General features: G+C 68.8%; 22 protein-coding genes. 13 read left to right on the top strand and 9 right to left on the bottom strand.

What is annotated here, in order from left to right; all coding sequences use genetic code 11:
- The first annotated feature begins 37 nt into the window (after positions 1 to 37).
- Both AC1RSK_RS04505 and AC1RSK_RS04500 read left to right on the top strand, forming a co-directional pair.
- Complete coding sequence (locus AC1RSK_RS04505) at positions 38 to 358, top strand: DUF1905 domain-containing protein (protein WP_492905915.1); 321 nt, start codon at positions 38 to 40, stop codon at positions 356 to 358.
- Between the two features lie 58 nt (positions 359 to 416).
- Positions 417 to 1,328 (top strand): glutathione S-transferase family protein, encoded by a 912-nt coding sequence (locus AC1RSK_RS04500; protein ID WP_492905913.1) that lies wholly within the window; start codon positions 417 to 419, stop codon positions 1,326 to 1,328.
- A gap of 363 nt (positions 1,329 to 1,691) precedes the next feature.
- On the opposite strand, the gene AC1RSK_RS04495 is transcribed toward AC1RSK_RS04500, so the two are convergent.
- Positions 1,692 to 2,159 carry a winged helix-turn-helix transcriptional regulator gene (locus tag AC1RSK_RS04495; protein ID WP_492905912.1) on the bottom strand — a complete coding sequence of 156 codons (468 nt, stop codon included), beginning with the start codon at positions 2,157 to 2,159 and terminating at the stop codon, positions 1,692 to 1,694.
- Positions 2,160 to 2,248: 89 nt separating this feature from the next.
- Here AC1RSK_RS04495 and AC1RSK_RS04490 point away from each other — a divergent pair, with 89 nt between their 5' ends.
- A complete protein-coding gene (locus AC1RSK_RS04490; protein ID WP_492905910.1) occupies positions 2,249 to 3,064 on the top strand; it encodes an oxidoreductase in 816 nt (271 codons plus the stop codon).
- A gap of 278 nt (positions 3,065 to 3,342) precedes the next feature.
- On the opposite strand, the gene AC1RSK_RS04485 is transcribed toward AC1RSK_RS04490, so the two are convergent.
- Positions 3,343 to 5,139 (bottom strand): long-chain-acyl-CoA synthetase, encoded by a 1,797-nt coding sequence (locus tag AC1RSK_RS04485; protein WP_492905908.1) that lies wholly within the window; start codon positions 5,137 to 5,139, stop codon positions 3,343 to 3,345.
- A 378-nt stretch (positions 5,140 to 5,517) separates the two neighbouring features.
- On the opposite strand from AC1RSK_RS04485, the gene AC1RSK_RS04480 reads away from it, so the two are divergent.
- Positions 5,518 to 6,213, top strand: coding sequence for a hypothetical protein (locus tag AC1RSK_RS04480; RefSeq protein ID WP_492905906.1), 696 nt, complete (start codon positions 5,518 to 5,520; stop codon positions 6,211 to 6,213).
- A gap of 56 nt (positions 6,214 to 6,269) precedes the next feature.
- Here AC1RSK_RS04480 and argF read toward each other — a convergent pair whose 3' ends face one another.
- From argF to AC1RSK_RS04460, 4 genes are all read right to left on the bottom strand, one after another.
- Complete coding sequence (argF, locus tag AC1RSK_RS04475) at positions 6,270 to 7,205, bottom strand: ornithine carbamoyltransferase (protein ID WP_492905904.1); 936 nt, start codon at positions 7,203 to 7,205, stop codon at positions 6,270 to 6,272.
- Positions 7,202 to 8,377, bottom strand: a complete 1,176-nt coding sequence (locus AC1RSK_RS04470) for an aspartate aminotransferase family protein (RefSeq protein WP_492906459.1) — start codon at positions 8,375 to 8,377, stop codon at positions 7,202 to 7,204. Before AC1RSK_RS04470 ends, argF begins: the two co-directional genes overlap by 4 nt.
- Positions 8,378 to 8,505: 128 nt before the next feature.
- Entirely contained in the window at positions 8,506 to 9,393 is an 888-nt protein-coding gene (locus AC1RSK_RS04465) for a M28 family metallopeptidase (RefSeq protein WP_492905902.1), read from the bottom strand.
- 10 nt (positions 9,394 to 9,403) lie between these two features.
- Complete coding sequence (locus AC1RSK_RS04460; protein WP_492905900.1) at positions 9,404 to 10,225, bottom strand: ABC transporter permease; 822 nt, start codon at positions 10,223 to 10,225, stop codon at positions 9,404 to 9,406.
- 248 nt (positions 10,226 to 10,473) lie between these two features.
- Between AC1RSK_RS04460 and gcrA the strand changes: the two genes are divergently transcribed.
- The 5 genes from gcrA (at position 10,474) to AC1RSK_RS04435 (ending at position 14,491) form a co-directional block, all read left to right on the top strand.
- Positions 10,474 to 11,013: a cell cycle sigma 70 cofactor GcrA gene (gcrA, locus tag AC1RSK_RS04455; protein WP_492905898.1), complete on the top strand. Its 540-nt coding sequence runs from the start codon at positions 10,474 to 10,476 to the stop codon at positions 11,011 to 11,013.
- A gap of 107 nt (positions 11,014 to 11,120) precedes the next feature.
- On the top strand, positions 11,121 to 12,635 hold the full coding sequence (gene xseA, locus AC1RSK_RS04450; protein ID WP_492905896.1) for an exodeoxyribonuclease VII large subunit: 1,515 nt from the start codon (positions 11,121 to 11,123) through the stop codon (positions 12,633 to 12,635).
- A gap of 173 nt (positions 12,636 to 12,808) precedes the next feature.
- Entirely contained in the window at positions 12,809 to 13,024 is a 216-nt protein-coding gene (locus AC1RSK_RS04445; protein WP_492905894.1) for a DUF2093 domain-containing protein, read from the top strand.
- Entirely contained in the window at positions 13,003 to 13,860 is an 858-nt protein-coding gene (locus tag AC1RSK_RS04440; RefSeq protein ID WP_492905892.1) for a M23 family metallopeptidase, read from the top strand. The genes AC1RSK_RS04445 and AC1RSK_RS04440 overlap by 22 nt, the downstream gene beginning before the upstream one ends.
- Before the next feature lie 142 nt (positions 13,861 to 14,002).
- A complete protein-coding gene (locus AC1RSK_RS04435; RefSeq protein WP_492905891.1) occupies positions 14,003 to 14,491 on the top strand; it encodes a response regulator in 489 nt (162 codons plus the stop codon).
- Here the strand turns inward: AC1RSK_RS04435 and AC1RSK_RS04430 are convergent.
- Positions 14,488 to 15,429 (bottom strand): lysophospholipid acyltransferase family protein, encoded by a 942-nt coding sequence (locus tag AC1RSK_RS04430; RefSeq protein WP_492905889.1) that lies wholly within the window; start codon positions 15,427 to 15,429, stop codon positions 14,488 to 14,490. The genes AC1RSK_RS04435 and AC1RSK_RS04430 overlap by 4 nt on opposite strands.
- A gap of 138 nt (positions 15,430 to 15,567) precedes the next feature.
- Here AC1RSK_RS04430 and AC1RSK_RS04425 point away from each other — a divergent pair, with 138 nt between their 5' ends.
- A complete protein-coding gene (locus AC1RSK_RS04425) occupies positions 15,568 to 15,954 on the top strand; it encodes a helix-turn-helix domain-containing protein (RefSeq protein WP_492905887.1) in 387 nt (128 codons plus the stop codon).
- 169 nt (positions 15,955 to 16,123) lie between these two features.
- Positions 16,124 to 17,029 carry an SDR family NAD(P)-dependent oxidoreductase gene (locus AC1RSK_RS04420; protein WP_492905885.1) on the top strand — a complete coding sequence of 302 codons (906 nt, stop codon included), beginning with the start codon at positions 16,124 to 16,126 and terminating at the stop codon, positions 17,027 to 17,029.
- A 53-nt stretch (positions 17,030 to 17,082) separates the two neighbouring features.
- On the opposite strand, the gene AC1RSK_RS04415 is transcribed toward AC1RSK_RS04420, so the two are convergent.
- A complete protein-coding gene (locus AC1RSK_RS04415) occupies positions 17,083 to 17,445 on the bottom strand; it encodes a hypothetical protein (RefSeq protein WP_492905884.1) in 363 nt (120 codons plus the stop codon).
- A gap of 68 nt (positions 17,446 to 17,513) precedes the next feature.
- On the bottom strand, positions 17,514 to 18,398 hold the full coding sequence (locus tag AC1RSK_RS04410; protein ID WP_492905882.1) for a helix-turn-helix domain-containing protein: 885 nt from the start codon (positions 18,396 to 18,398) through the stop codon (positions 17,514 to 17,516).
- 220 nt (positions 18,399 to 18,618) lie between these two features.
- Here AC1RSK_RS04410 and AC1RSK_RS04405 point away from each other — a divergent pair, with 220 nt between their 5' ends.
- Both AC1RSK_RS04405 and AC1RSK_RS04400 read left to right on the top strand, forming a co-directional pair.
- Entirely contained in the window at positions 18,619 to 21,765 is a 3,147-nt protein-coding gene (locus AC1RSK_RS04405) for a hypothetical protein (RefSeq protein WP_492905880.1), read from the top strand.
- Between the two features lie 108 nt (positions 21,766 to 21,873).
- Positions 21,874 to 22,776, top strand: coding sequence for a helix-turn-helix domain-containing protein (locus tag AC1RSK_RS04400; RefSeq protein ID WP_492905878.1), 903 nt, complete (start codon positions 21,874 to 21,876; stop codon positions 22,774 to 22,776).
- The last annotated feature ends 47 nt before the right edge of the window (positions 22,777 to 22,823 follow it).

Genomic DNA, 22,823 nt, shown 5'->3' with positions numbered 1-22,823 from the left:
GCTTGCAGGGCGACGTCTCGCGTTCGACAGTCTCCGGATGGACATCCAGGACGCCCTGGCGATCCGCTTCGCCTTCAATGCCGAGATCATCTCCTGGCGCGGCCCCTCGCCCTTCTTTTTCGCCCCGATCCCGGAGGCGCTGACGGCCGACCTGCGGCTGGCGGCCAAGGCGGTGTCCTATGGCTGGGGCGTGATTCCGGTCGAGGCGTCGGTCGGCGGCGTCGCCTTCACCACCTCCCTGTTTCCCCGCGATGGCGGCTACCTCCTGCCCCTCAAGGATGCGGTCCGCCATGCAGCCGGGGTCACGGCCGGCGACGGGATCACGGTCGAAATGAGCCTTCGCCCGCCCCGCCGATAGGGGTTGGTTGACGCTCCGTCCGTTCGCCTACGGTGGGAAAAAGACCGAGGAACCGCCCATGACCACGCCGATCCTGCATCACTACGCCACCTCGCCGTTTTCGGAGAAGGTGCGGCTGCTGTTCGGCCTCAAGGGCCTCAGCTGGTCGTCGGTCGACATCCCGGTGATCATGCCCAAGCCCGACTACACCCCCCTGACCGGCGGCTATCGCCGCACGCCCTCGCTGCAGATCGGCGCCGACGTCTATTGCGACACCCAGGTCATCCTGGCCGAGCTGGAGCGCCGCTTCCCCGACCCGCCGGCGGTGCGCGGCGGCCTCGACTGGGCGATCAACCTGTGGGCCGACCGGCTGTTCTTCCAGACCACCGTGCCGGTCATCTTCGGCGAGCTGGGCGAGCACGTCCCCGCCGACTTCATCAAGGACCGCGAGGCCCTCTCGGGCCGGCCCTTCGACACCGCCGCCATGAAGTCGGTCGCCCCGGCCCTGGCCGGCCAGTGGCGTGCTCAAGCCTGCTGGATCGAGGATCAGCTGGATCAGGGGCCCTGGATGTCGGGTTCCAAGCCCGGCCTGGCCGATATCGCCGCCTACATGAATGTCTGGTTCCTGGGCCGCACCCTGCCGGCCATGGTCGAGCGCCTGACCCAGGGCCTGCCGCGCTTTCCCGACTGGCAGGCCCGTGTCGCCGCCATCGGCCACGGAACCCGCACCGAAATGTCAGGCGCCGACGCCCTCGCCGTCGCCAGGGCGGCCACGCCAGCCCCTGTCTTCGACCACGACGCGGCCAACCCCCAGATGCTCACGCCCGGGCAGCCGGTGACGGTGATGGCCGACGACTACGGTCGCGACCCCGTGCAGGGGATCCTGGTCGCCGCCGCCCCTCACCGCACCGTCATCGCCCGCGAGGACCCCGCCGTGGGGACGGTCCACGTCCACTTCCCGAAGACGGGCTACCTGGTGTTTCCGGCCTGACCCCTAGGGCTATGAGGCGCCGCGACTCTCCCTTCTCCATCGAGGGGGGCTATCGCATATGGAACCAGCTGGCCAAGACTGGGGCAGCCGCCGTGAGAGGTCCCTTCTCCCCTTGTGGGAGAAGGTGGCGCGAAGCGCCGGATGAGGGGTCGATAGGTCTTTCAGCCGCGCGGAGGCGGTCGCGACAGGCTGTTTCGGATAGCGGGGAGCCCCCTCATCCGCCGGCTTCGCCGGCACCTTCTCCCACGAGGGGAGAAGGGAGCCCAGAGGCGAACTCACAAACATCCCGTCGCGGTCATATGCGATACCCCTGCCCCTGGAGGGGGGAAGGGAGCGATGTGAGATCGTCAAATCGCGCCCTGTTTAGGCCCGGTTTCCCGAGCCCGTCGGCGAGCCCGCCGGTTCAGCCCGGGCGATCCGGATCGGACGCGTGCCGACCGGCGCGCCGGTCGCCCGGTCGATGGTGACAGCATCGATCTGCGTTCCCGTCTCAGCGTCGAAGAAGCGGGTCACGTCGCCCGTTCCACGGTGCTTGCGCCCCCAGGCGTCGATCGCGAACAGCACCGGCAGAAAGTCGCTGCCGGCCTCGGTCAGCACATACTCGTCCCGCGGCGGCCGCTCGGAATAGCGCCGCTTCTCCAGCAGCCCCTCCGCCGTCAGCGACGCCAGCCGCGTCGTCAGCATGGTCGGGGCGATGCCGAGGCTTTTGCGAAACTCATCGAAGCGGGTCAGCCCGGCGTGGGCGTCCCGCAGGATCAGCATGCTCCAGGCGTCGCCGACAAGCGCCAGGCTCCGGGCGATCACGCAGGGTTGGTCGGCAAGATTTTTCATGTCCATATCTTTTTGATAGTGACTTCATACTGTTTTGATAGTAACTGGTTGCTTCTCGATATTCCACGACAAAATGAAGGTCCGAATCGATGAGCAAGACAGAACGCGGCGTCGCCCTGGTCACGGGGGCGTCTTCCGGCATCGGGCTGGTGACGGCGCAGGCCCTGCGGCGCAACGGCTACCGCGTGTTCGGCACCAGCCGGCGACCGCTGCCCGACACCCCGGACGGCATCGCCATGCTGGTCTGCGACGTCGTCGATGAGACATCCGTGCGCAAAGTCGTCGACGAGGTGCTGAGCCGCGCCGGACGCATCGACCTGCTGGTCAACAACGCCGGCATCGGCCTGCTCGGCGGGGCCGAGGAATCCACCATGCTGCAGGCCAAGGCCATGTTCGACGTCAACCTGTTCGGCGTCATTCGCGTGACCAACGCGGTGCTGCCGGTCATGCGACGCCAGGGCCGTGGCCGGATCGTCAACCTCAGCTCCGTGCTCGGCCTGATCCCCGCGCCCTTCAACGCGCTCTACGCCTCCACCAAGCATGCGGTGGAGGGCTATTCGGAGTCCCTCGACCACGAGGTGCGCACCCAGGGCATCCGCGTCGTGCTGGTCGAGCCTGGCCTGACCCGCACGTCCTTCGAGGAGAACCTGACCCGGCCGGACCGGCCGCTGGCCATCTATGACGCCATCCGCGCCGACGCCGAGATCCTGATGCGTGAGCTGATCGGCAAGGGCGATCCGCCCGAGGTCGTGGCCAAGACGGTGCTCAAGGCCGCCAACACCCCGTCGCCCAAGCGCCGCTACACGGCCGGCAAGGCCGCCGGCCAGATCCGCTTCCTGCGCCGCTTCATGCCCGAGGTCCTCGTCGACCAGAGCCTTCGCAAGTTCAACCAGCTTCCCGACTGAACGCGGCCCGTCGGGAGGCGCCTAGCCTGATGAATATGTCTAGACATATTGATCTGGGCCCGGATCGGGCCGACCGCGCCGGCGGCCCAGGCGTAGGTCGAGGCGGGCCCATCCCGACCAACATCCGGCAACGGGCGACCCACGGCCCGACCCACGCCCGGGGCCACATCCGGCAACAGCCGGACTACCGAAAAGGCACGGGATAACAAGGTGATAGGCAGTTTTCAGCGCTTGCCGCCCGGCGACCGCGCTATAATGGTTGGTCGCTTCGATAAGCCCTACAGCTTCAGCCCGCCCTCAAGCAGCTTGCCGTAGGTCGCCTTGGTCAGCTTCACATAGGCCTTCTTGGCCGGGCTCTTGAAGTAGATCGGATCCTTGGTCCTGGCCGGGTCGAAACCGTCCTCGACCAGATCCAGCTTGCGGTACTTGAAGGTGCCGGTGGTCTCGATATGCCGCTGCAGGCGCAGGAACATCGGCTGGGCGTAGGCCGGCATGTCCTTCTCGACCCGCTGGTAGAGGGTCGCCACGTCGAAGTCGTCGTCGACCGTCAGCGCCGCCATCCCCGCCTTGCCGTCCTGGCCGGGCACCGGCACGCCGTAGACATTGGCCTCCAGCACCCCCGGCGCCTGGGCCAGCTGTTCGGCCACCTCGGCGGTGGAGACGTTCTCGCCCTTCCAGCGGAAGGTGTCGCCGATGCGGTCGACGAAGTAGATGTAGCCCTCCTCGTCCTTGCGCATCAGGTCGCCGGTGCGGAACCAGGCGTCGCCCTTCTCGAAGACGTCGTGCAGCACCTTCTTCTCGGTCGCCGCCTTGTCGGCATAGCCGGTGAAGTTGGTGCGGGCGTCGCCGGCGTCGATCTTGCCGATGCATTCGCCGACCTGGCCGGGGCCGCACTCGATGCACAGGCCGCCGACGCCCCGGATCGGCTGTTCGGTGTCGAGGTCGAACTGCACGATCCGCGCGTTGACCCGCTTCTTCAGCCACTTGGGGATCCGCCCGATGGCGCCCACCGTGCCGTCGAAGTTGAACATCGACACATTGCCTTCGGTGGCGCCGTAGAACTCCAGCACCTCGGGGATGGCGAAGCGTTCCTGCAGCTGCGCCCAGACATCGGCCCGCAGGCCGTTGCCGAAGGCCAGTCGCAGCTTGTGGTTCCGCTCTTCCGGATGCGGCTCGGCGTTGACCAGGTAGCGGCACAGCTCGCCGATGTAGACGAACATGGTGCAGCCCTCGGCCGCCACGTCGCTCCAGAAGTGGCTGGTCGAGAACTTGCGCTTGAGCACGATCGAGCCGCCGGTCAGCAGCGCCGCCCCCATGGCGCACATGCCGCCGGTGGCGTGGTACAGCGGCAGCACCTGGTAGATGCGGTCGGTCTTCTCGGCCCCGGTCGAGCCGGCGAAGCCGCGCATGTAGAGCTGGGCCCGCATGTGGTTGATGCGGGCGGCCTTGGGCATGCCGGTGGTGCCGCTGGTGTAGATGAACAGGGCCGTGTCCTTGGCCCGCAGATCGCCCCGCGCCGTCAGCCGATCGGGCCGAAGCTGGCTGCAGCTCTTCAGGGCCGTGGTCAAGTCACGCCGATCGCCGCTGACCGGGCCCAGCGTCCACTGGTTCATGTGCCGGGCCAGCTGGCCGCGCACCGCCTCGAAGGCTGGCGAGGTCTCGGCGTCGACGATGCAGTGCAGGGCCCCGGAGATGTTCAGGCAATGGGCCAGCGCCGCGCCGGTCAGGTTGTTGTTGATCAGGGCGGTCGAGATGCCGACCTTGGTCAGGCCGTACCAGATGGGCAGGTATTCCAGCCGGTTGGGCAGGAACAGCGCCACCGTCTGGCCGCGGGTGATGCCCTGGCCCTTGGCCCAGTGGGCGTAGCGGTTGGCGATGGCGTCCATCTCGCCGTAGGTGACGGTCTTGCCCTCGAAGGTGATGGCCGGCCGCTCACGGTGCTCGTCGATGGCCCGCTCCAGGTCGTCGCAGATCAGGTTCGGGGAGTCCGGGGCAATGGGCTTGACCCATTTCAGCGTGCGCCGAAGCCCCTGGAAGAACTTCCAGTCCCGCGCAAGCCGCGCCCTCAGCTTCATGGCATGGCCCCTCTGCTAAAGCCCCCTTTGCAATGCCCGGGGGGCTCACTCCCGGTCAAGGCGAGGTTGGCGCCGAGGTCTTGAGGCGGTGTGAACGTGGCGCCGACGCCTCACCTGATAGGCGAGTTATGCGGCCGAGCGGCCCTTGGAAAGGCCGAAACATGGCAAGGGCTCGGCAGAATAACGGCGCTCTCTCCAAATAGACTTTCGACCGCCGGATAGACGTCATTTTTTATCTCTATGAATAATGCCTTCAACGCCAAGGCCTTGCGAAGAATTTCCTCGCATATCCACGCCTTGGCTCGACGCTTGTGCGGAACTGTCTGCCATAGAACCTCGTTAGGTTCCCCGAGCAATCCAAAACAAAGGAGGCCTCAAGTGGCCATCTATCGTGAAACCGCCCATGCCTTGTTTGGCGGGACCGACACCAGCGCTCCCACCAACAAGCCGCTCCGCGAGCCCGCCCAGGCCCGAGCGCCGCAGCCCGCGGCCAAGCCCTTCACCCGTGACACCACCGTCCGCACGACGGCGCCGGCGACCGAGTCCAGCTTCATGGCCGCCCCGGCCTTCGGCGAGCGGACCACGGCCAAGCGCAGCGGTTCGATGGCCCGGCCCCTGATCATCGCCGGTCTGGCCGGCATCATCGCCGTCGGCGCCGGCGCGGTCATCCTGCTGAGCAACAACGGCAGCCAGGGTGTGCCGACCGCCGAGGTCGCCGTGCCGACGGCCGTCACCCCGACGCCTCTGCCGGCCCCGGCGCCGGTCGAGACCACCGCCGCCGTTCCGGCCGCTCCCCCGGCTCCTGTCGAGGCCGCTCCGGTCCGTCGCGCCGAGGCCACGGCCCCGGCTCGCCGCGCCGCCGCGCCGGCCGCCCGCCGGGCCGCTCCCGCCGCGGCGCCTGAAGTGGTGACGCCGCCGACCACGGGTCCGGTGCCCTATACGAGCACCACCCCGGCTTCGGCCGCCGTGGCTCCGGCCACGCCGGCCCCGCCGCCGGTCATCGCGCCGGAACCGGTCGAGGTTCCCGCGCCGACGCCGCCGGCCGCCCCGGAACCGACCCCGGTTCCGCAATAAAAGCCTGACTTGAAACGAACTGGGGCGGCTCCTCGCGGAGCCGCCCCTTTTCTCGTCTAACCGATGGCGCCGAAGCACCAGGCCAGGATCGACTTCTGGGCGTGGATGCGGTTTTCCGCCTCGTCCCAGACCAGCGAGCGCGGCCCGTCGATGACCGCGTCGGTCACCTCCTCGCCCCGGTGCGCCGGCAGGCAGTGCAGGAACACCGCGTCCTGGTGGGCCTGGTCCATCAGCGCCTCGTCGACCTGGAAGGGTTCGAAGGCGTCGAGACGGGCCTCGCCGTCGGCGTCGCCCATGCTGACCCAGGTGTCGGCGATCACCGCATGGGCGCCGCGAACGGCCACCGCCGGATTGTCGGTCAGCTCCACCCGCCCCTGCTGCTCGGCCGCGCGGGCCAGGTCGTGCAGGTCGGGATGATACTCCGGCGGACAGGCGATGTTCAGCTTGAAGCCGAACTTGCTGGCCGCATGGATGAAGCTGGCGCAGACGTTGTTGCCGTCGCCGACCCAGGCCAGGGTCTTGCCCTGCACCGGGCCCAGCTTTTCCTCGATGGTCATGAGGTCGGCCAGGATCTGGCAGGGGTGGCTCTTGTCAGTCAGGCCGTTGATGACGGGCACCGTGCTGTTCTGGGCGAACAGCTGGACGTCCTCGTGACGGTTGGCGCGGATCATCACCGCGTCGACCATCCGCGACAGCACCTTGGCGGTGTCGTCGATGGTCTCGCCTCGGCCCAGCTGCATGTCCGACGCCGTCGAGATCAGGGTCGCGCCGCCCAGCTGGTGCATGGCGGCGTCGAAGCTGAAGCGGGTGCGGGTCGAATGCTTCTCGAAGATCATCGCCAGGCGTCGGCCCTTGGCCGGCGCGTCATGGTCGACCATGCCGGTCGTCCAGCCCTTGCGGCTGGCTTTGCGGGTATGGGCGTCGTCGAGAATGGTCCGGAGAGTCGCGCTGTCGAGCTTCCAGAGGTCGATGAAGTGCCGGACCTCGCTCATGCCGCCGCCTTGGCCCGCGCCACTTCGCAGGCCAGCTCCAGCTTCTCGACCGCTTCCCGCGCCTCTTCCTGGGTGATCAGCAGGGAGGGGAGCAACCGCACCAGGTTGTCGCCGCCGCCGGCCACCAGCAGGCCCTGGTCGCGGGCGATGCCCATGAACTCGCGGTTGTTGGGGATCAGTTTCAGGCCGATCAGCAGGCCCTTGCCGCGGATCTCGCTGATCACGTCCGGGAAGCGGTCGGCCAGGCCCGACAGCTGCTGCACGAAATAGCCGGCCACCTCACGAACGTGGGCCAGGGTCTCTTCCTTGGCGATCTCGTTGAAGGCCGTCAGCCCGACGGCCATGGCCAGCGGATTGCCGCCGAAGGTCGAGCCGTGGACGCCCACGGTCATGCCCTTGGCCGCTTCGGCCGAGGCCAGGCAGGCCCCAACCGGGAAACCGCCGCCCAGCGCCTTGGCCACCGCCATGATGTCGGGGGCGCCATCCTCGGCCCACTCGTGGGCGAAGAGTTTGCCGGTCCGGCCCATGCCGCTCTGCACCTCGTCGAAGATCAGCAGCACGCCGTGCTCGCGGCTGTGGCGACGCATCCAGCCCAGCTCGTCGACCGTCATCGCCCGGGCGCCGCCCTCGCCCTGCACGGGCTCGACGATGATGGCGGCGGTGGTCGGGTCCTCGATGGCGGCCTTCAGCGCATCGTGGTCGCCCCACTTCAGCTGGCTGTAGTTCTCCAGCCGCGGGCCAAAGCCCTCGACGTAGCCGGGATTGCCGGCGGCGTTGATGGCCGCGTACGACCGGCCGTGGAAGCTGCCGTCGAAGCCCCAGATCACCACCCGCTCCGGCGAGCCGTTGGCGGTGTGGTACTTGCGGGCCGTCTTCAGGGCGCACTCGATGGCCTCGGTGCCGCTGTTGGTGAAGAACACCACGTCGGCGAAGGTCTCCTCGCACAGCCGCTTGGCCAGTTTCTCCTGGCCCGGGATGCGGAAGATGTTGGAGGTGTGCCAGAGCTTCTCGCCCTGTTCCTTCAAGGTCGCGACCAGCTTGGGGTGGCAGTGGCCGAGCCCGTTGGTGGCGATACCCGCCACGCAGTCGAGATACTCGCGCCCGTCCTCATCCCACAGTCGGACCCCTTCGCCTCGTTCGACGGCCAGCGGGGCGCGGTTGTAGACGCCCATGATGTGGTCGTTGACGGGCTTGGCGGACTGTTGAGTGGACAAGGGTTGCCTCCCAAAAGGTGAAAGTCCCGCAGCGGTTAGCTACGGGACCGGAAGGCTTGGCGTTGTCGCGGGAGACCGCCGGAATGTCAATGATTGCGGGGCTGTTTCACGGCCTTGTCGGCCGCTTTCACCAGTTCCGCCGCCAGTTCGCCGGCCCGTTCCACCGTCGCCGGCTCGACGGCCGCCATGGTGTCGTTCGGGGTGTGGATCAGGCCCAGCACGTTGGGCAGGAAACCCGCCTCCAGGCCCGAGGTCTTGCCGGCGTGGGTGAACAGCCACAGCTGGTGGGCCTCGCGGGCTGGCAGGTAGCTGATCGAGGTCTCCGGAATGCCTGTCTTGCGGAAGGCCAGATGGTCGCTGGAGGGATAGCTGCCGAAGGCCAGGCAGTCCTCGCCGGCCGCCAGGCAGGCGTGCCGCACGGCCTTGGCCAGGGCCGGGTCCTTGGGGTCGGCGAAGAAGGGGGTGTCGCCATAGCCGTTGACGTCGAAGTTGATGACGGCCGCCACCCGCTTGCCGTCCAGGCCGGCCGCATAGGCCTTGGCGCCGAGCAGGCCCAGTTCCTCCTGGTCGAAAAAGATGATGCGCAGGCGATGCTTCAGCTTGCCAGGCTTGAGGCTCTTGGCGGCCTGGATGATGGCGACCACCGACGCGGCGTTGTCGACCACGGCGCCGGCCAGGGTCCCGTCCTTCATCACCTTGGCGTCGTAGTGGGCGGTCAGCAGGATGTCGCTCTTGCCGCGACCAAGCGTGACCACGACATTGCGGCCCTCCGCCGGCTTGCCGGCCTCGCCGCCGGCGAAGGTCTGGATCTCGTAAGGGAGGCCCTCGCGCTTGAGCAGCGCCTCCAGGGCCGCCAGCCGCGCAGCCTGCGTCGGCTGCTCGAAACTGGCCACGTCCTCCTTCGTCCCGGCCGCGGCCGGCAGGCCAGCCAGACACAGGGCCCCGGCCATCAGGGTCGTCAGAACAGTACGCATGGACGTCCTTTTAGGTCTTGAGCCGCCAGCCGGCGCGGAACAGCAGCCAGCAGGTCAACGCCAGGCCAACCACCAGCACCGCCGTCATCGCCGCGCCAATGCCCAGGTTGCCGTTGGCGTGGCCGATGAAGCCGTAGCGGAAGCCGTCGATCAGATAGAAGAAGGGGTTGAAATGGCTGGCCGACCTGAACGGCTCGGGCAGCTTGTCGACCAGGTAGAAGGTGCCGCTCAGGAAGGTCATCGGCATGATCAGGAAGTTGGTGATCGCCGCCAGGTGGTCGAACTTCTCCGACCACAGGCCGGTCAGGATGCCGACGAAGCCGAGGATCAGCGCGGCGCCGACCCCGAAGTAAGCGATGGCCCAGGGCTGGGCGAAGGTCATGTGGGCATTGGGCAGGAAGGCGACCACGACCGCCGTCACCAGGCCCACCACGATGCCCCGCGTCGCCGCCCCCAGGCTGAAGGCCATCACCTGCTCCAGCGGCGACAGCGGCGGGGTCATGAAGTCCGAGGTCAGCCCCATCATCTTGGCCTGCAGCAGGCTGGAAGAGCTGTTGGCGAAGGCGTTGTTCAGGATGGTCATCATGATCAGGCCGGGGGCCACGAAGGTGGCGAAGGCCACCCCGCTGATCGGCGGCGCCGCGCCCTTCACGGCGACCACGAAGACCATCATGTAGAGCAGGCTGGTGACCACCGGCGCGGCCACGGTCTGCATGCCCACCTTCCAGAACCGGCGGACCTCCTTGAGGTAGAGGGTGTAGAAGCCCGTCCAGTTGAAGCCCGCGTAGTCGCGCGGCAGGGGCGGAGTGGGTGCTGCGGCCATGTCCTTCATGGCCTTCAGATGCGCGCGCCGGCGCCGTTGCGCAAGCACCGGCCATCACAGGCGAAATCATGACGGTTCGGCGAACGCCGATTCAACATCTTGATCCTGTGGACAGAATCACCGGCGCCCATTGTGTGTCTTAATAAAAAGTTTACGATATCTGGTAGTGAGGCGGTCGAAATGGCCGCTCAGACACAAGATATAGGGCCGGTTCGTGTGGGGCTTACCGGTCCGCTCTAAGCCTGAAGGGGTGCTTTATGGGTTGGACCGACGAACGCGTAGATGTTCTCAAGAAGCTGTGGCTCGACGGCCTGTCCGCCAGCCAGATCGCCAAACAACTCGGCGGCGTCACCCGTAACGCCGTTATCGGCAAGGTCCACCGCCTGGGCCTCAGCGGCCGCGCCGCGCCGAGCCAGCCCGCCCGCCAGGTGTTCAAGGCTCCGCGCCCGGCCCGCCCGGTGACCACCTCCACCCCGTCGGCCCCGCGCCGCGTGGCCGAGCCCGCCGCCCCGACCGTCGCCAGCAGCGGCCCGGTCACCAGCGGCGGCGCCGCCCCGCCGACCCACATCATGCGCATCGAAGAGCCGGGTTCGGCCACCGTGCTGACCCTGGGCGCCCACATGTGCAAGTGGCCGATCGGCGATCCCTCCAGCGACGAGTTCACCTTCTGCGGCCGCCGCGCCAGCGAAGGCGTCTACTGCGTCGACCACGCCCGCGTCGCCTACCAGCCGGCCCAGACCGGCAAGAAGAAGACCGGCCCCAACGAACTGGCCCGCTCGCTGCGGCGCTACATCTGACGCCCTTCCCTTTGCGGGGGCGAGTTCAACGGCGGTGACCACGCGGTCGCCGCCGTTGTTCGTTTGGGTGGTTTCCAGCGACTCACCCTCGCCGCTATGGTCGGCCCGTGACCGACACTGAAACCGCCCCCGCCTCCAACGCCCAGGCCTATAGCGTCTCGGAGCTGGCCTTCGCGCTGAAGCGCACCCTTGAGGACGCCTACGGCTTCGTCCGCCTGCGCGGCGAGCTCTCCAAGGTCACCCACCACTCCAGCGGCCACGTCTACCTGACGCTCAAGGACGAGAAGGCCGCCCTCGACGGCGTCGTCTGGAAGGGCAGCGTGCGGAACCTCGGCGTCCGGCCCGAACAGGGGCTGGAAGTCATCGTCACCGGCCGTATCACCACCTTCCCGGCCGGCTCGCGCTACCAGATCGTTATCGAGACCATGGAGGCGGCCGGCGTCGGCGCCCTGCTGGCCCAGCTTGAGCGACTGAAAGCCAAGCTGGCCGACGAGGGCCTGTTCCGCCCCGAACGCAAGCGCCCCATCCCGGTCATGCCGGCCGTCGTCGGGGTCATCACCAGCCCGACCGGCGCGGTCATCCGCGACATCCTGCACCGCATCCGCGACCGCTGGCCCTGCCGCGTCATTGTCTGGCCGGTCGTCGTTCAGGGCGACGCCGCCGCCCCGCAGGTCTGCGCGGCGATTCGGGCCTTCAACGCCATGCAGCCCGGCGGTCCCGTGCCGCGCCCGGACGTGCTGATCGTCGCCCGCGGCGGCGGCTCGGTGGAAGACCTCTGGGCCTTCAACGACGAGACCCTGGCCCGCACCGTCTTCGAGGGAACCATTCCGCTGATCAGCGCCGTCGGCCACGAGACCGACACCACCCTGATCGACTTCGTCTCCGACCGCCGCGCGCCCACCCCCACCGCCGCCGCCGAAATGGCCACCCCGGTGCTGGCCGAACTGCGCGCCGCCCTCTCGGGCCTCGACCAGCGCCTCAGCCGCTGCGGCGGCCGGATGATCGAGGAGCGCCGCACCCGCCTGGCCGCGTCGGCCCGGGGCCTCCCCCGCCCCGCCGACCTGACCGCCGCCGCCAGCCAGCGCCTCGACTACGCCGCCAGCCACCTGACCGGCGGCTTGAGACGAAACCTCGACCTCCACGCGGGCCGGCTGGCCGGCGTCGCCTCGCCCCTGCGTCCCGGCCTGCTGCAGCGCCGCGCCGACCTCGGCCGCCAGACCCTGACCACCTTAAGCGCCCGCCTCGACGCCGCCATCCGCCGCGCCGCCGACACCAGGCCGCTGGAACAGCGCCTCGCCGACGCCGGCCGCCGCATGGGCAATTGCGCGGGCAAGGTGATCAGCGAGCGGCGCGAACGCCTCGAGGCCCTCGACAAGCTGCGCCTGTCCCTCGACCCCAAGCGCCCCTTGCGCAATGGTTTCGCCCTCGTCACCCGGCTCGACGGTTCGCTGGTGCGTCACGGCGGCGGCCTGACCTCCGGCGAGGCGGTCAGCCTGATGTTCGAGGACACCACGCGCCAGGCAGTGATCGACGGCGAGGAGGGACAGCTCGTCGCGGCCCCGGTCGCCAGGCCGGCCCCCAAGAAACCCCCGCCGCCAAGCAGCCAGGGAAGCCTGTTCTAGGTTCCCCATCACCGCATGTCCTCGCGAAGGCGAGGACCCATGCATACGAAGACACAACCGAAACGCCGGCCGAACGCTCGACCCGCGCATGGATGCTCGCCTTCGCGAGCATGGTCGGGATGAGGTGATGGTCAAAGGTTGGCCCGCGCCCTCCCCTTCGCTACATTACCCCCATGAACGCCTTCGATCGCGACATGGGCCGGGACCTTGCCCAACTCCACTACGGGGACGGTGAATTCGCCATCCTCAAGCCGGGCAAGCACGTGCTCTGCGCCGTCACCGGCGTGAAGATCCCCATCGAGGCCCTGCGCTACTGGAGCCCCGAGCACCAGGAAGCCTACGCCGGCCCGGCCGAGGCCCTGAAGCGTTGGAAAGAGCTGCAATCCTGAACCGGCGGTCCGCCCTCCTCGGCCTGACTTCGGCGGCTTTCGCGGTCCCCGCGCTCGCCGCGCCGCCGCCGCTCCGGCTCAGCGGCGCCTACCAGCAGGGCGGCTTCGCCTTCGGCCGCACCACGCCCCGCGCCGATCTCTGGCTCGACGAGGAAGCGGTCGGCCGCGCCGGCCCCAGCGGCCTGTTCGTCATCGGTTTCGACCGCGACGCCGCCGCGACCGCCAGCCTGCGCGTCTCGGCGGCCGGCGGCTCGGTCAGCCACGTCTTCGACCTGACGCCCGGCGATTTCGACATCCAGCGCATCGCCGGCCTGCCGCAGGACCAGGTCAGCCCCAGCGACCCGGCCCTGCTGGCCAGGCTGAAACAGCAGAACGCCCTCAAGCAGGCGGCCCTGGCCAGCCGCATCGACACCGAGGACTTTCGCGGCGGTTTCACCATGCCCCTGCCCGCCAAGAGCTGGCGGCGAACGGGGCGGTTCGGCGGCCAGCGCATCCTCAACGGCGAGGCCAAGCGGCCCCACTACGGCACCGACCTCGCCGCCCCCAAGGGCACGGCCATCCTAAGCCCGGCCGGCGGCGTGGTCAGCATGGCCGCCAGCGGCATGCACTTCGAGGGCGGCCTGGTGATGATCGACCACGGCCAGGGCCTGGTCAGCATCTACCTGCATCAGTCGAAGATCGTCTGCCACGCCGGCCAGCGGGTCGAACGCGGCCAGAAGATCGGCGAGGTCGGGGCCACCGGCCGCGCCACCGGGCCGCATCTCTGCTGGCGGATGACCTGGCGCGGACGCCATCTGGATCCGATGCTGCTGGTCGGCCAGACCGCCCCAGCCTAGAAAAATTACCCGTCAGTACGTTTCGCCGGCGAACCTACATACTCCGGTAACGGCTGAAGGCGTATCCCAGCGAACCGGGATCGCCCCACACCAATAACGTGTGCCGCCGATCCATCATCAGTCGATGCTTTTCGGGGGTTTCATGTCGATCGGGCTGGAGTCGCTGCGTGTGCTCTTGGTGGATGACAATCCCCATATGCGCGCCATCGTCGCCTCCATCCTCAAGGGCGTCGGCGTCCGTCAGGTGCGCGAGGCGCAGGACGGCGCCGACGGCCTGCAGGCCCTCCGCTCCTGGCAGGCCGACCTGGCCATCGTCGACTTCCAGATGCAGCCGCTCGACGGCGCCAGCTTCACCCGCCTGGTCCGGGGCAGCCAGGACAGCGAGAACATCTACCTGCCGATCATCATGATGACCGGCTTCGCCGACCGCGGCCGGGTGTTCGAGGCCCGCGACGCCGGCGTCACCGAAATGATCGCCAAGCCGATCACCGCCCGCGCCCTGCTCGATCGTATCGAGGCGGTGATCATGCGCCCCCGGCCGTTCGTGCGGACGGCGGACTATTTCGGCCCCGTGCGGCGCGGGATCGACGATGTGGTCGAGAAACCGAAGATGCGGGCGTTGGCGATCTAGGGCGGCGGCCCGAGCCCCTTCTCCGCCAGTTCCACATACGCCGCCTTCGGCCAGCGCCGATGGACCCAGAACCACTCTTCCGGCCGCTCGCGCACCTGGTCCTCGACAAACTTCGTCACCGCCGCCACGCCGGCGGCGATGTCGGCGGCCTTGTCACCAGTGTCGGGCACTTCGATGGGGTCGTGCACCACGGCCCGGAACCGCGCCCCTTTGAGCCGCTGCACGCTCATCGGCTGCAGCACCGTCCCGAAACGGAGCGCCAGGCGGCTGGGTCCCGGGGCCGCCATCACCTCGCGCCCGAAGAAGGGCGCCGCCACCCCGCCCTTGTTGAACTTCTGGTCGTTCATCAGGGCCACCGACTCGCCCTTCTTCATGCCATCGAGCAGCTCCCGCGCCCCATCGCCGCCCTTCGGCGCGAACAGCTGCACGCCATAGCGGGCCCGGCTGTCGCGGATGCGCTTGTCGACGTAGGGGTTGTTGGCCGCCCGGTAGGTCATCTGGCAGACCACGCCGCTGTCGACGATGGCCGCCGGCATCACCTCCCAGTTGGAGAAGTGACCCGAAACGAACACGACCGGTTTCCCGCCCTCGCGGATCTCGTCCATCCGCTCGCGGTTCACCAGCTCCACCCGCCCGGTCGAGGGCAGGATGCGGTCCATCTGCGGGAATTCGAAGACCGTGCGGCCGTTGCTCTCCCATTGGTCGCCCAGGACGCGCTGGCGCCAGGCCTCGTCCTTGTCCGGGAAGGCCAGGATCAGGTTCTGCCAGGCCAGGGCGTGGGTCTTGGTCAGCGGACCGAACAGGCGAAACAGCGCCCCGCCGGCTTCCGAGGCGAAGTCGGTCGGCATCAGCCGCATCAGGAAGGTGAAGACGTCATAGGCGACCGCCTCAGCCCGCCACGCCAGGTCCTGGCCCCATGAGACACGTCTGTCACGCATGCCCGGTAACTAAGTCACACGCCCAAAGCGCGCAATGTCGCACGGAACCTCGCTTGGCACGCGACATGCGGCGTTGAGGCCTGACCGTTTCAAATTGGGACGGCCACAGGCTTTAACCAACAGGGGGTTTTCAAGCCCATGGGCAACGACATCGACGTTCACCTCGGCAAGCGACTGCGTCGCCGCCGGCGTCTTCTGGGCCTGACCCAGCAACAGCTGGCCGGCTCGGTCGGCGTGCGCTTCCAGCAGATCCAGAAGTACGAGTGCGGGGCCAACCGCATCAGCGCCGCCCGCCTCTGGCAGCTTTCCGAAGCGCTGGAAGTGCCGGTCGGTTACTTCTACGACGGCCTCAGCGAGACCGATCGCCCGCAAACGGCGGCCAACGATGTCGAAGGCGGCGGCGAGATGTTCGCCCGCAAGGAAACCCTCGACCTGATCCGCGCCTACTACCAGCTCGGCGAGCGTCCGCGCCGCCGTCTGCTCGACCTCGCCAAGTCGCTGAACGGCGACGTCGAAGTCGCCTAAACACCGACCGTAAAGCTTGTGGCCGGCCAGACTGTCCCAGTGCGGATGGTCTGGCCTCCCAGCCTTACCTTGGCGTCACGCTTGACGCCTTCCCTATTGCGCCGCACAAACCCGCCCGATCTTCAAACGGGCGTTCTCAAATCAGCCCAGCGCAAGGGAATTGAAATTCATGGCCGACATCCGCTTCGACGGGAAAGTCGCGATCGTCACCGGCGCCGGCGGCGGCCTTGGCCGTCAGCACGCTCTGGAACTGGCCCGCCGCGGCGCCAAGGTCCTGGTCAACGACCTGGGCGGCAGCATGGACGGCTCGGGCGGCGGCTCGGACGCGGCCAACAAGGTCGTCGAGGAAATCAAGGCGCTGGGCGGTGAAGCCATCGCCAACGGCAGCTCGGTCACCGATGACGCCGGCGTCGCCCTGATGGTCAAGCAGGCGATGGACGCCTGGGGCCGCATCGACATCCTGATCGCCAACGCCGGCGTGCTGCGCGACAAGTCCTTCTCCAAGATGACCATCGACGACTTCGAGTTCGTGCTCGGCGTCCACCTGCTCGGCACCGTCAAGCCGACCAAGGCGGTCTGGGAGATCATGAAGGAGCAGAACTACGGCCGCATCGTCGTCACGACCTCCTCGTCGGGCCTGTACGGCAACTTCGGCCAGTCCAACTACGGCGCCGCCAAGCTCGGCATCATCGGCTTCATGAACACCATCAAGCTCGAGGGCCAAAAGAACAACATCCACATCAACGCCATCAGCCCGGTCGCCGCCACCCGCATGACCGAAGGCCTGATGCCGCCCGAGGTGCTGGAAAAGCTGAAGCCGGAATACGTCACCCCCGGGGTCGTCTACCTGGCTTCGGACGAAGCCCCCACCGGCGCCATCCTGACCGCCGGCGCCGGCGCCTTCGCCCTGTCGCGCATCTATGAAACCGAGGGCGTGTTCCTTGGCGAGGGCGGCCTGTCGGTCGAGGAGGTCCGCGACAACTGGGCCAAGATCAGCGACGAAACCGGCCAGAAGCCCTACTTCGCCGGCGGCGAGCAGGGCCAGAAGTTCTTCCGCAAGATGGCCGGCGGCTGATCGCCGACCCAGCTGTCTGTAGTTTGAAAGGGCCGGGCGGTGACGTCCGGCCCTTACTCTTTGGCCTCATAGCGTCGGAAGGTGCAGGTCTTGGGATCGACGGGGACGTAGACCAGCTCCCCCTCACCCGTTTCCTCGGTGAAGGCCGGCACGCCCTTCCACTTTCCCGCCTCGACCAGGCCGCCCATCTCGAACTCGCTCAATTCGCCCGGCAGGCCGAACGCCTCATAGCGGTCGCCGAACAGCTCGATCGGCTCGCCGTTGCGGTACCAGTCGGTCTGGCCGGCGGCCGGCAGGGCGATACCGGCGCCGGTGTTCGTCGGTCGCATCTCGGCCTCGAGATAGGTGCAGGACGCGGCCTCGGCCGCGCCGGCCAGGCTCACCGCGACGGTGAGGGACATCAACAGAAGGCGCATGGTCTCACTCCGGGACAGGCGGCCAGCATAGCGACCGGCCGAGGGCCGACATCTGCCAAATCGGGGGGTCAGGCGCCGGCCTCGGAGAAGGCCGCCCCGCGCGCCAGCGAACGCGCCAAGCCAAGCGTCATCATCCAGTCGCCGCCCCTGGCCATCTCGCTCGGCCCGAAGTCCCGCGACAGATGGTCCTGGATGGCCGGCGGAACCGCGCCCTCGGCCGCCAGCGGCGGGCCGGCGATCAGCTCGCGATAGCGGGCCTCGTCGGTCTCTTCGTCGCCGCTCAGCGGCCCCAGCCGCTCCAGCACGATCGGCGCGGCGACGATTGTGCGGCCGGGGTCCTGGGCGGTCGACAGGGTGATACCGTCGATCACCGCCACGGTCGGCTGGTTGACGCCGTTGAAGATGGCGAAGGCCATGGCCCCGCTGGTCACGTCGGTGGAGATGCAGATGATCTGGTTCTCCACCGGCAGCAGCCAGCCCTCATACTCGGTGCCGGCGATGCCCATGCGGTAGGCCATCAGTCCCGAGGCGTCCCGCCGGACCATGCCGCGGTCATGCAGATAACGCCCCGGCATCAGGGCCGAAGGCCGGGTGGTCTGGAAGAACCCTTCGTAAGCGGCGTGGCGCCGGTCGGTCAGCGCCGCCATCTGGTCCAGCAGCGGCAGCGGCAGGCCGGTGCCGAACCGCGAGGTGCGCACCGGCGACGGGGCCCCCAACGCAGCGCCGAAAGCGGCCAGGTCGCTGTCCCAGTCCAGCATGGTGAAGCTGGACCGCCGGGCGGCGATTACCGCCGTCAGCCGCTCCAGGTTATGCGGCGTCGGCCGCACCTGCCCGGCCAGCCAGCGGCCGATCACCGACTTGTCGACCTCCAGCTCGGACGCCATCCGGCTGCGGCTCATCGACAGCACCTTGAGGGCCAGTTCGAGCTTGGCGGCGAAGGTGCCGGTGTCCATGGCAGAGCCTTTGTATCTCGGCGGGCTACGCGGACGGTTCCGGCCAGGATCAACCCATACGCCGCCCCGCGCGCAGATGCACGCTGCTGCACGCGGATGCAGGCTGTCACACCTGTGGGGCCCCACCGATCGGCACATATTCCCCTCACGGAAACGCCCCCATGGGCGCCGTCACGGCCGGCGACGGCGCTGCAGAGCGCCAGGCTGGGGGAGCAGGATCATGATCAAGACCCGCAAGCCGTTCGGCGACGAGCAGCCGTTGAACGCGGCCCCGCCCCCGCCGCCGCCGATGGTCATCAACGGCACCTCCGGCCCCGACACCCTGACCGGCGGCGGCGGCAACGACACGATCAGCGGCTTCGAGGGCGATGACACCCTGACCGGCGCGGCGGGGAACGACACCCTCAACGGCTACGACGGCGACGACGTGCTGGTCGGCGGCTCCGGCGCGGACGCGATGTTCGGCCAGAACGGTTCCGACACCGCCAGCTACATCACCGCCACCACCTTGGTGAAGGCCAGCCTGCTCGATCCGAGCGTCAACTTCGGCCATGCGCTCGGCGACACCTACAACAGCGTCGAGAACCTGCGGGGCTCGAACTACAACGACAGCCTCTACGGCGACGGCGGCGCCAATGTGCTGGAGGGCGGCCTGGGCGCCGACCTGTTGAACGGCGGCGCGGGCTTCGACACCGCCTCCTACGCCCATGCGGCGGCCGGCCTGACCGTCAGCCTGGCCGCCCCGGCCCAGAACACCGGCGAGGCCTTCGGCGATACCTACGCCTCCATCGAGCACCTGCAGGGTTCGGCCTTCGCCGACATCCTGATCGGCAACGCCGGCTCCAACACTCTGATCGGCGGGGCCGGGGCGGACGACCTGCGCGGCGGCAACAGCTTCGACACCGCCTCCTACCGCACCGCGACCTCCGCCATCTGGACGACCCTGACCGCCGGAGGCTTCCTGAAGATCGGCGACGCCGCCGGCGACACCTACACCTCGATCGAAAACCTCCAAGGCTCGAACTTCGATGACATCATCCTCGGCGACGCCACGCCCAACGGCCTCGCGGGCCTGCTCGGCGACGACGTCCTCGGCGGCCTGGCCGGCGGCGACGTGCTCGACGGCGGCGGCGGCGTCGACACCGCCTCCTACGAGTCGGCCGGCGCCGCGGTGACGGCCAACCTGGCCAACATCCTCGTCAACACCGGGGACGCCGCCGGCGATACCTACATCTCGATCGAAAACCTGAAGGGCGGCTTCCATAACGACAAGCTGACCGGCGATGGCGGGGACAACCTGCTGGAGGGCCGCCACGGCGCCGACGTGCTGAACGGCGGCGGCGGCTTCGACACGGCCTCCTATCTGACCTCAGACAACGGTGTGACCGTCTTCCTGGCCTCGCCCAACCTCAACACCTTCGACGCCGTGGGCGACTCCTACATCTCCATCGAAGGCCTGCTCGGCAGCTTCTTCGACGATATCCTGGTCGGCGACGGTGGCGACAACCGGCTGCGCGGCTCGGACGGCGCCGACATCCTGCTGGGCGCGGTCGGAAGCGACCTTCTCGACGGCGGAAACCAGAACGACCTGCTGCAGGGCGGCCTCGGCGCCGATGTCCTCGACGGCGGCGGCGGCTTCGACACTGCCTCCTACGGCAATGCCGTCAGCGGTGTCGTCGTCAGCCTTGCCGCGCCCATCATCAACACCGGCGAAGCGTTCGGCGACAGTTTCATCTCCATCGAGAACCTGGCCGGCGGTGGCGACAATGACCAGCTGTACGGCGACGCCGGCAACAACCGGCTGTCCGGCAGCGCCGGCGGCGATCTCCTGGCGGGCGGGGCCGGGTCCAACTCCTTCAACGGCGGCTCCGGGGCCGACGTCTTCCGCGTCGAGGCCGGCGCGGGCGGCGACACCATCGAGGACTTCATCCACGGCCAGGATCTGATCGACATCGCCGCCTTCGGCAGCTACGCCAATCGCTTCCAGAACGGCGCCGACACCGTCATCACCCTCGGCGGCGGCCGCTCGCTGGTGCTCAAGAACGTCAACTCCGCGTCCCTGGTCGACGCCGACTTCATCGGCCTCAGCGCGCCGCCGCCGCCGCCTCCGCCACCGCCACCGCCACCGCCGCCGCCTCCGCCTCCGCCTCCTCCACCTCCTCCCCCGCCGCCGCCGCCGCCTCCGCCGCCTCCGCCGCCTCCGCCTCCGCCACCACCGCCACCGCCACCACCGCCGCCGCCGCCTCCTCCGCCTCCTCCGCCGGCGATCGGGTCCGAGCTGACGATCGTCGGGACGATTGGGGCCGACACCCTCACCGGCGCGGCGCTGTTCGAGACCATCCAGGGCCTGGACGGCAACGACACCCTGAACGGCATGGACGGCGGCGACCTGCTTGAGGGCGGCCTGGGCGCCGACAAGCTCAACGGCGGCAATGGCGATGACATCCTCATCGGCGGCGCGGGCCAGGACACGCTGACCGGCGGGGCCGGAGCGGACATCTTCGTCCTCGCGCCCGGCGACGGGGCCAACACCATCGCCGACTTCCAGGACGGCATGGACCTGATCGATATCTCCGCCTACGGCGCCTACACCTCCATCGTGCAGATGGCCGGGGGCGCGAAGGTGATCTTCGCCGACGGCGGCTATGTGAACCTGACCGGCATCATGGCCACCGACCTGAGCGCCCCCGACTTCATCGCCGGGATGTCGCCGCCTCCGCCTCCGCCACCACCTCCTCCTCCTCCTCCTCCCCCGCCACCGCCACCGCCACCTCCGCCTCCGCCGCCTCCGCCGCCTCCGCCGCCACCGCCACCGCCACCTCCGCCTCCGCCGCCTCCGCCGCCGCCGCCGCCGCCGCCGCCGCCACCACCGCCCCCTCCGGCCGGCTCTGAGGCGACGATCACCGGCAATGTCAGCGCCAACACCCTGACCGGCACGGATCTCTTCGAGACCATCCAGGGGCTGGACGGCAACGACACCCTCTACGGCATGGGCGGCGCCGACCTGCTGCAGGGCGGGACGGGAGCGGACAAGCTCTACGGCGGCGACGGCGACGATGTGCTGGTTGGCGGCGTCGGCCAGGACACCCTGACCGGCGGCGCGGGCGCGGACATCTTCGTCCTCGCCCCGGGCGACGGCGCCAACACCATCGCCGACTTCGAGGACGGCATCGACCTGATCGATGTCACCGCCTACGGCGGCTATACCTCGATCATCCAGATGGCCGGCGGGGCCAAGATCGTCTTCGCCGACGGCGGCTACGTCACCCTCACCGGGGTCATGGTCGCCAGCCTCACCGCCGCCGACTTCATCGGCCTGTCCATGCCGGCCCCGCCCGATCCCAAGGCCGACTGGCTGTTCGAATAGGCATCCGCGAACCGGAGCGTGGCGAAGACATCTGAACGCGCCACCTCTGGGGTCCTTCTAGTTGCAAGCCTCCTTGCCTTTCTGGGCCAAGGCCGGAAAAGTTCGGCCATGGCTATCGACTCGTTCGCCGCGAAACTCGACCTCACCCTCAAGGCCCTGTCGATCAGCCGGGGCCGGCTGGCCGCCGAGCTGCGCGTCCATAAGTCGGGCATCGCCCGCTGGCTGAACGGCCAGGCCGTGCCGTCCGACTACAACCTGCAGGGCCTGACCGCCCTCGTCGCCGCCCGCCGGCCGGACTTCACCACCCTCGACTGGGACCGCGATCTGGCCGGGTTCGCCGAGGTCCTGGGCGCCGCCTCCGCCGCCAGGCAGGCCAATGCCTTCAAGGGCCTCAGCCTGCCGCCCGCCCTGTTCGACCAGTTCGTCGCCACCGCCGAGCTGCGGGCCGACGCCTATGAGGGCTTCTTCCGCACCACCCGCCCGGTCGCCCTGCTGCCCGGTCGCTTCCAGCACGAGTACGGCATCGTCCGCCGCGACGAGACGGGCCTGCTCATCTACCGCATGGGCATCGCCGGCACCGAGCTGGAGGGCTGGATCCTGCCGATGCACCAGGCGGTCTTCTCGCTCTGCACCCAGCCGCTGACCGGCTCCATGGTCTTTGCCATCTTCAACGGCGTGTTGCAGCGGCGGGTCGACGTGCTCGACGGCATCAGCCTGTCCCAGGCCCCGGACGCCGGCCGCACCATCACCGCCGCCCCGATCATCTCCCAGCGCATCGGCAACCTGACCGGCGACATCGAAGCCGACGACGCCCACTACCGCGAGCTCATCCAGAACCACCCCCTGGCCCCGGAGGGCTCGATCCCCGACGCCATCCGCGACCATCTGCTGCGCGACGTCGGCCCCACGGCTTTCGCCCAGGGCGGCGACCTCCTGATGACCATGGCCCTGGCCCGGTCGATGGCCCGCGGGCCTCTGGTCGCCGGCGACGGTCCGGATATCGATTACTAGGTTCGGGTAACCAAACTACGCGCAACTCCGCGCAACTTTTCGCGCGC

This window comes from Caulobacter sp. GW821-FHT11A05 (assembly GCF_058809015.1).
This window is presented reverse-complemented; position numbering and strand designations above follow the sequence as displayed.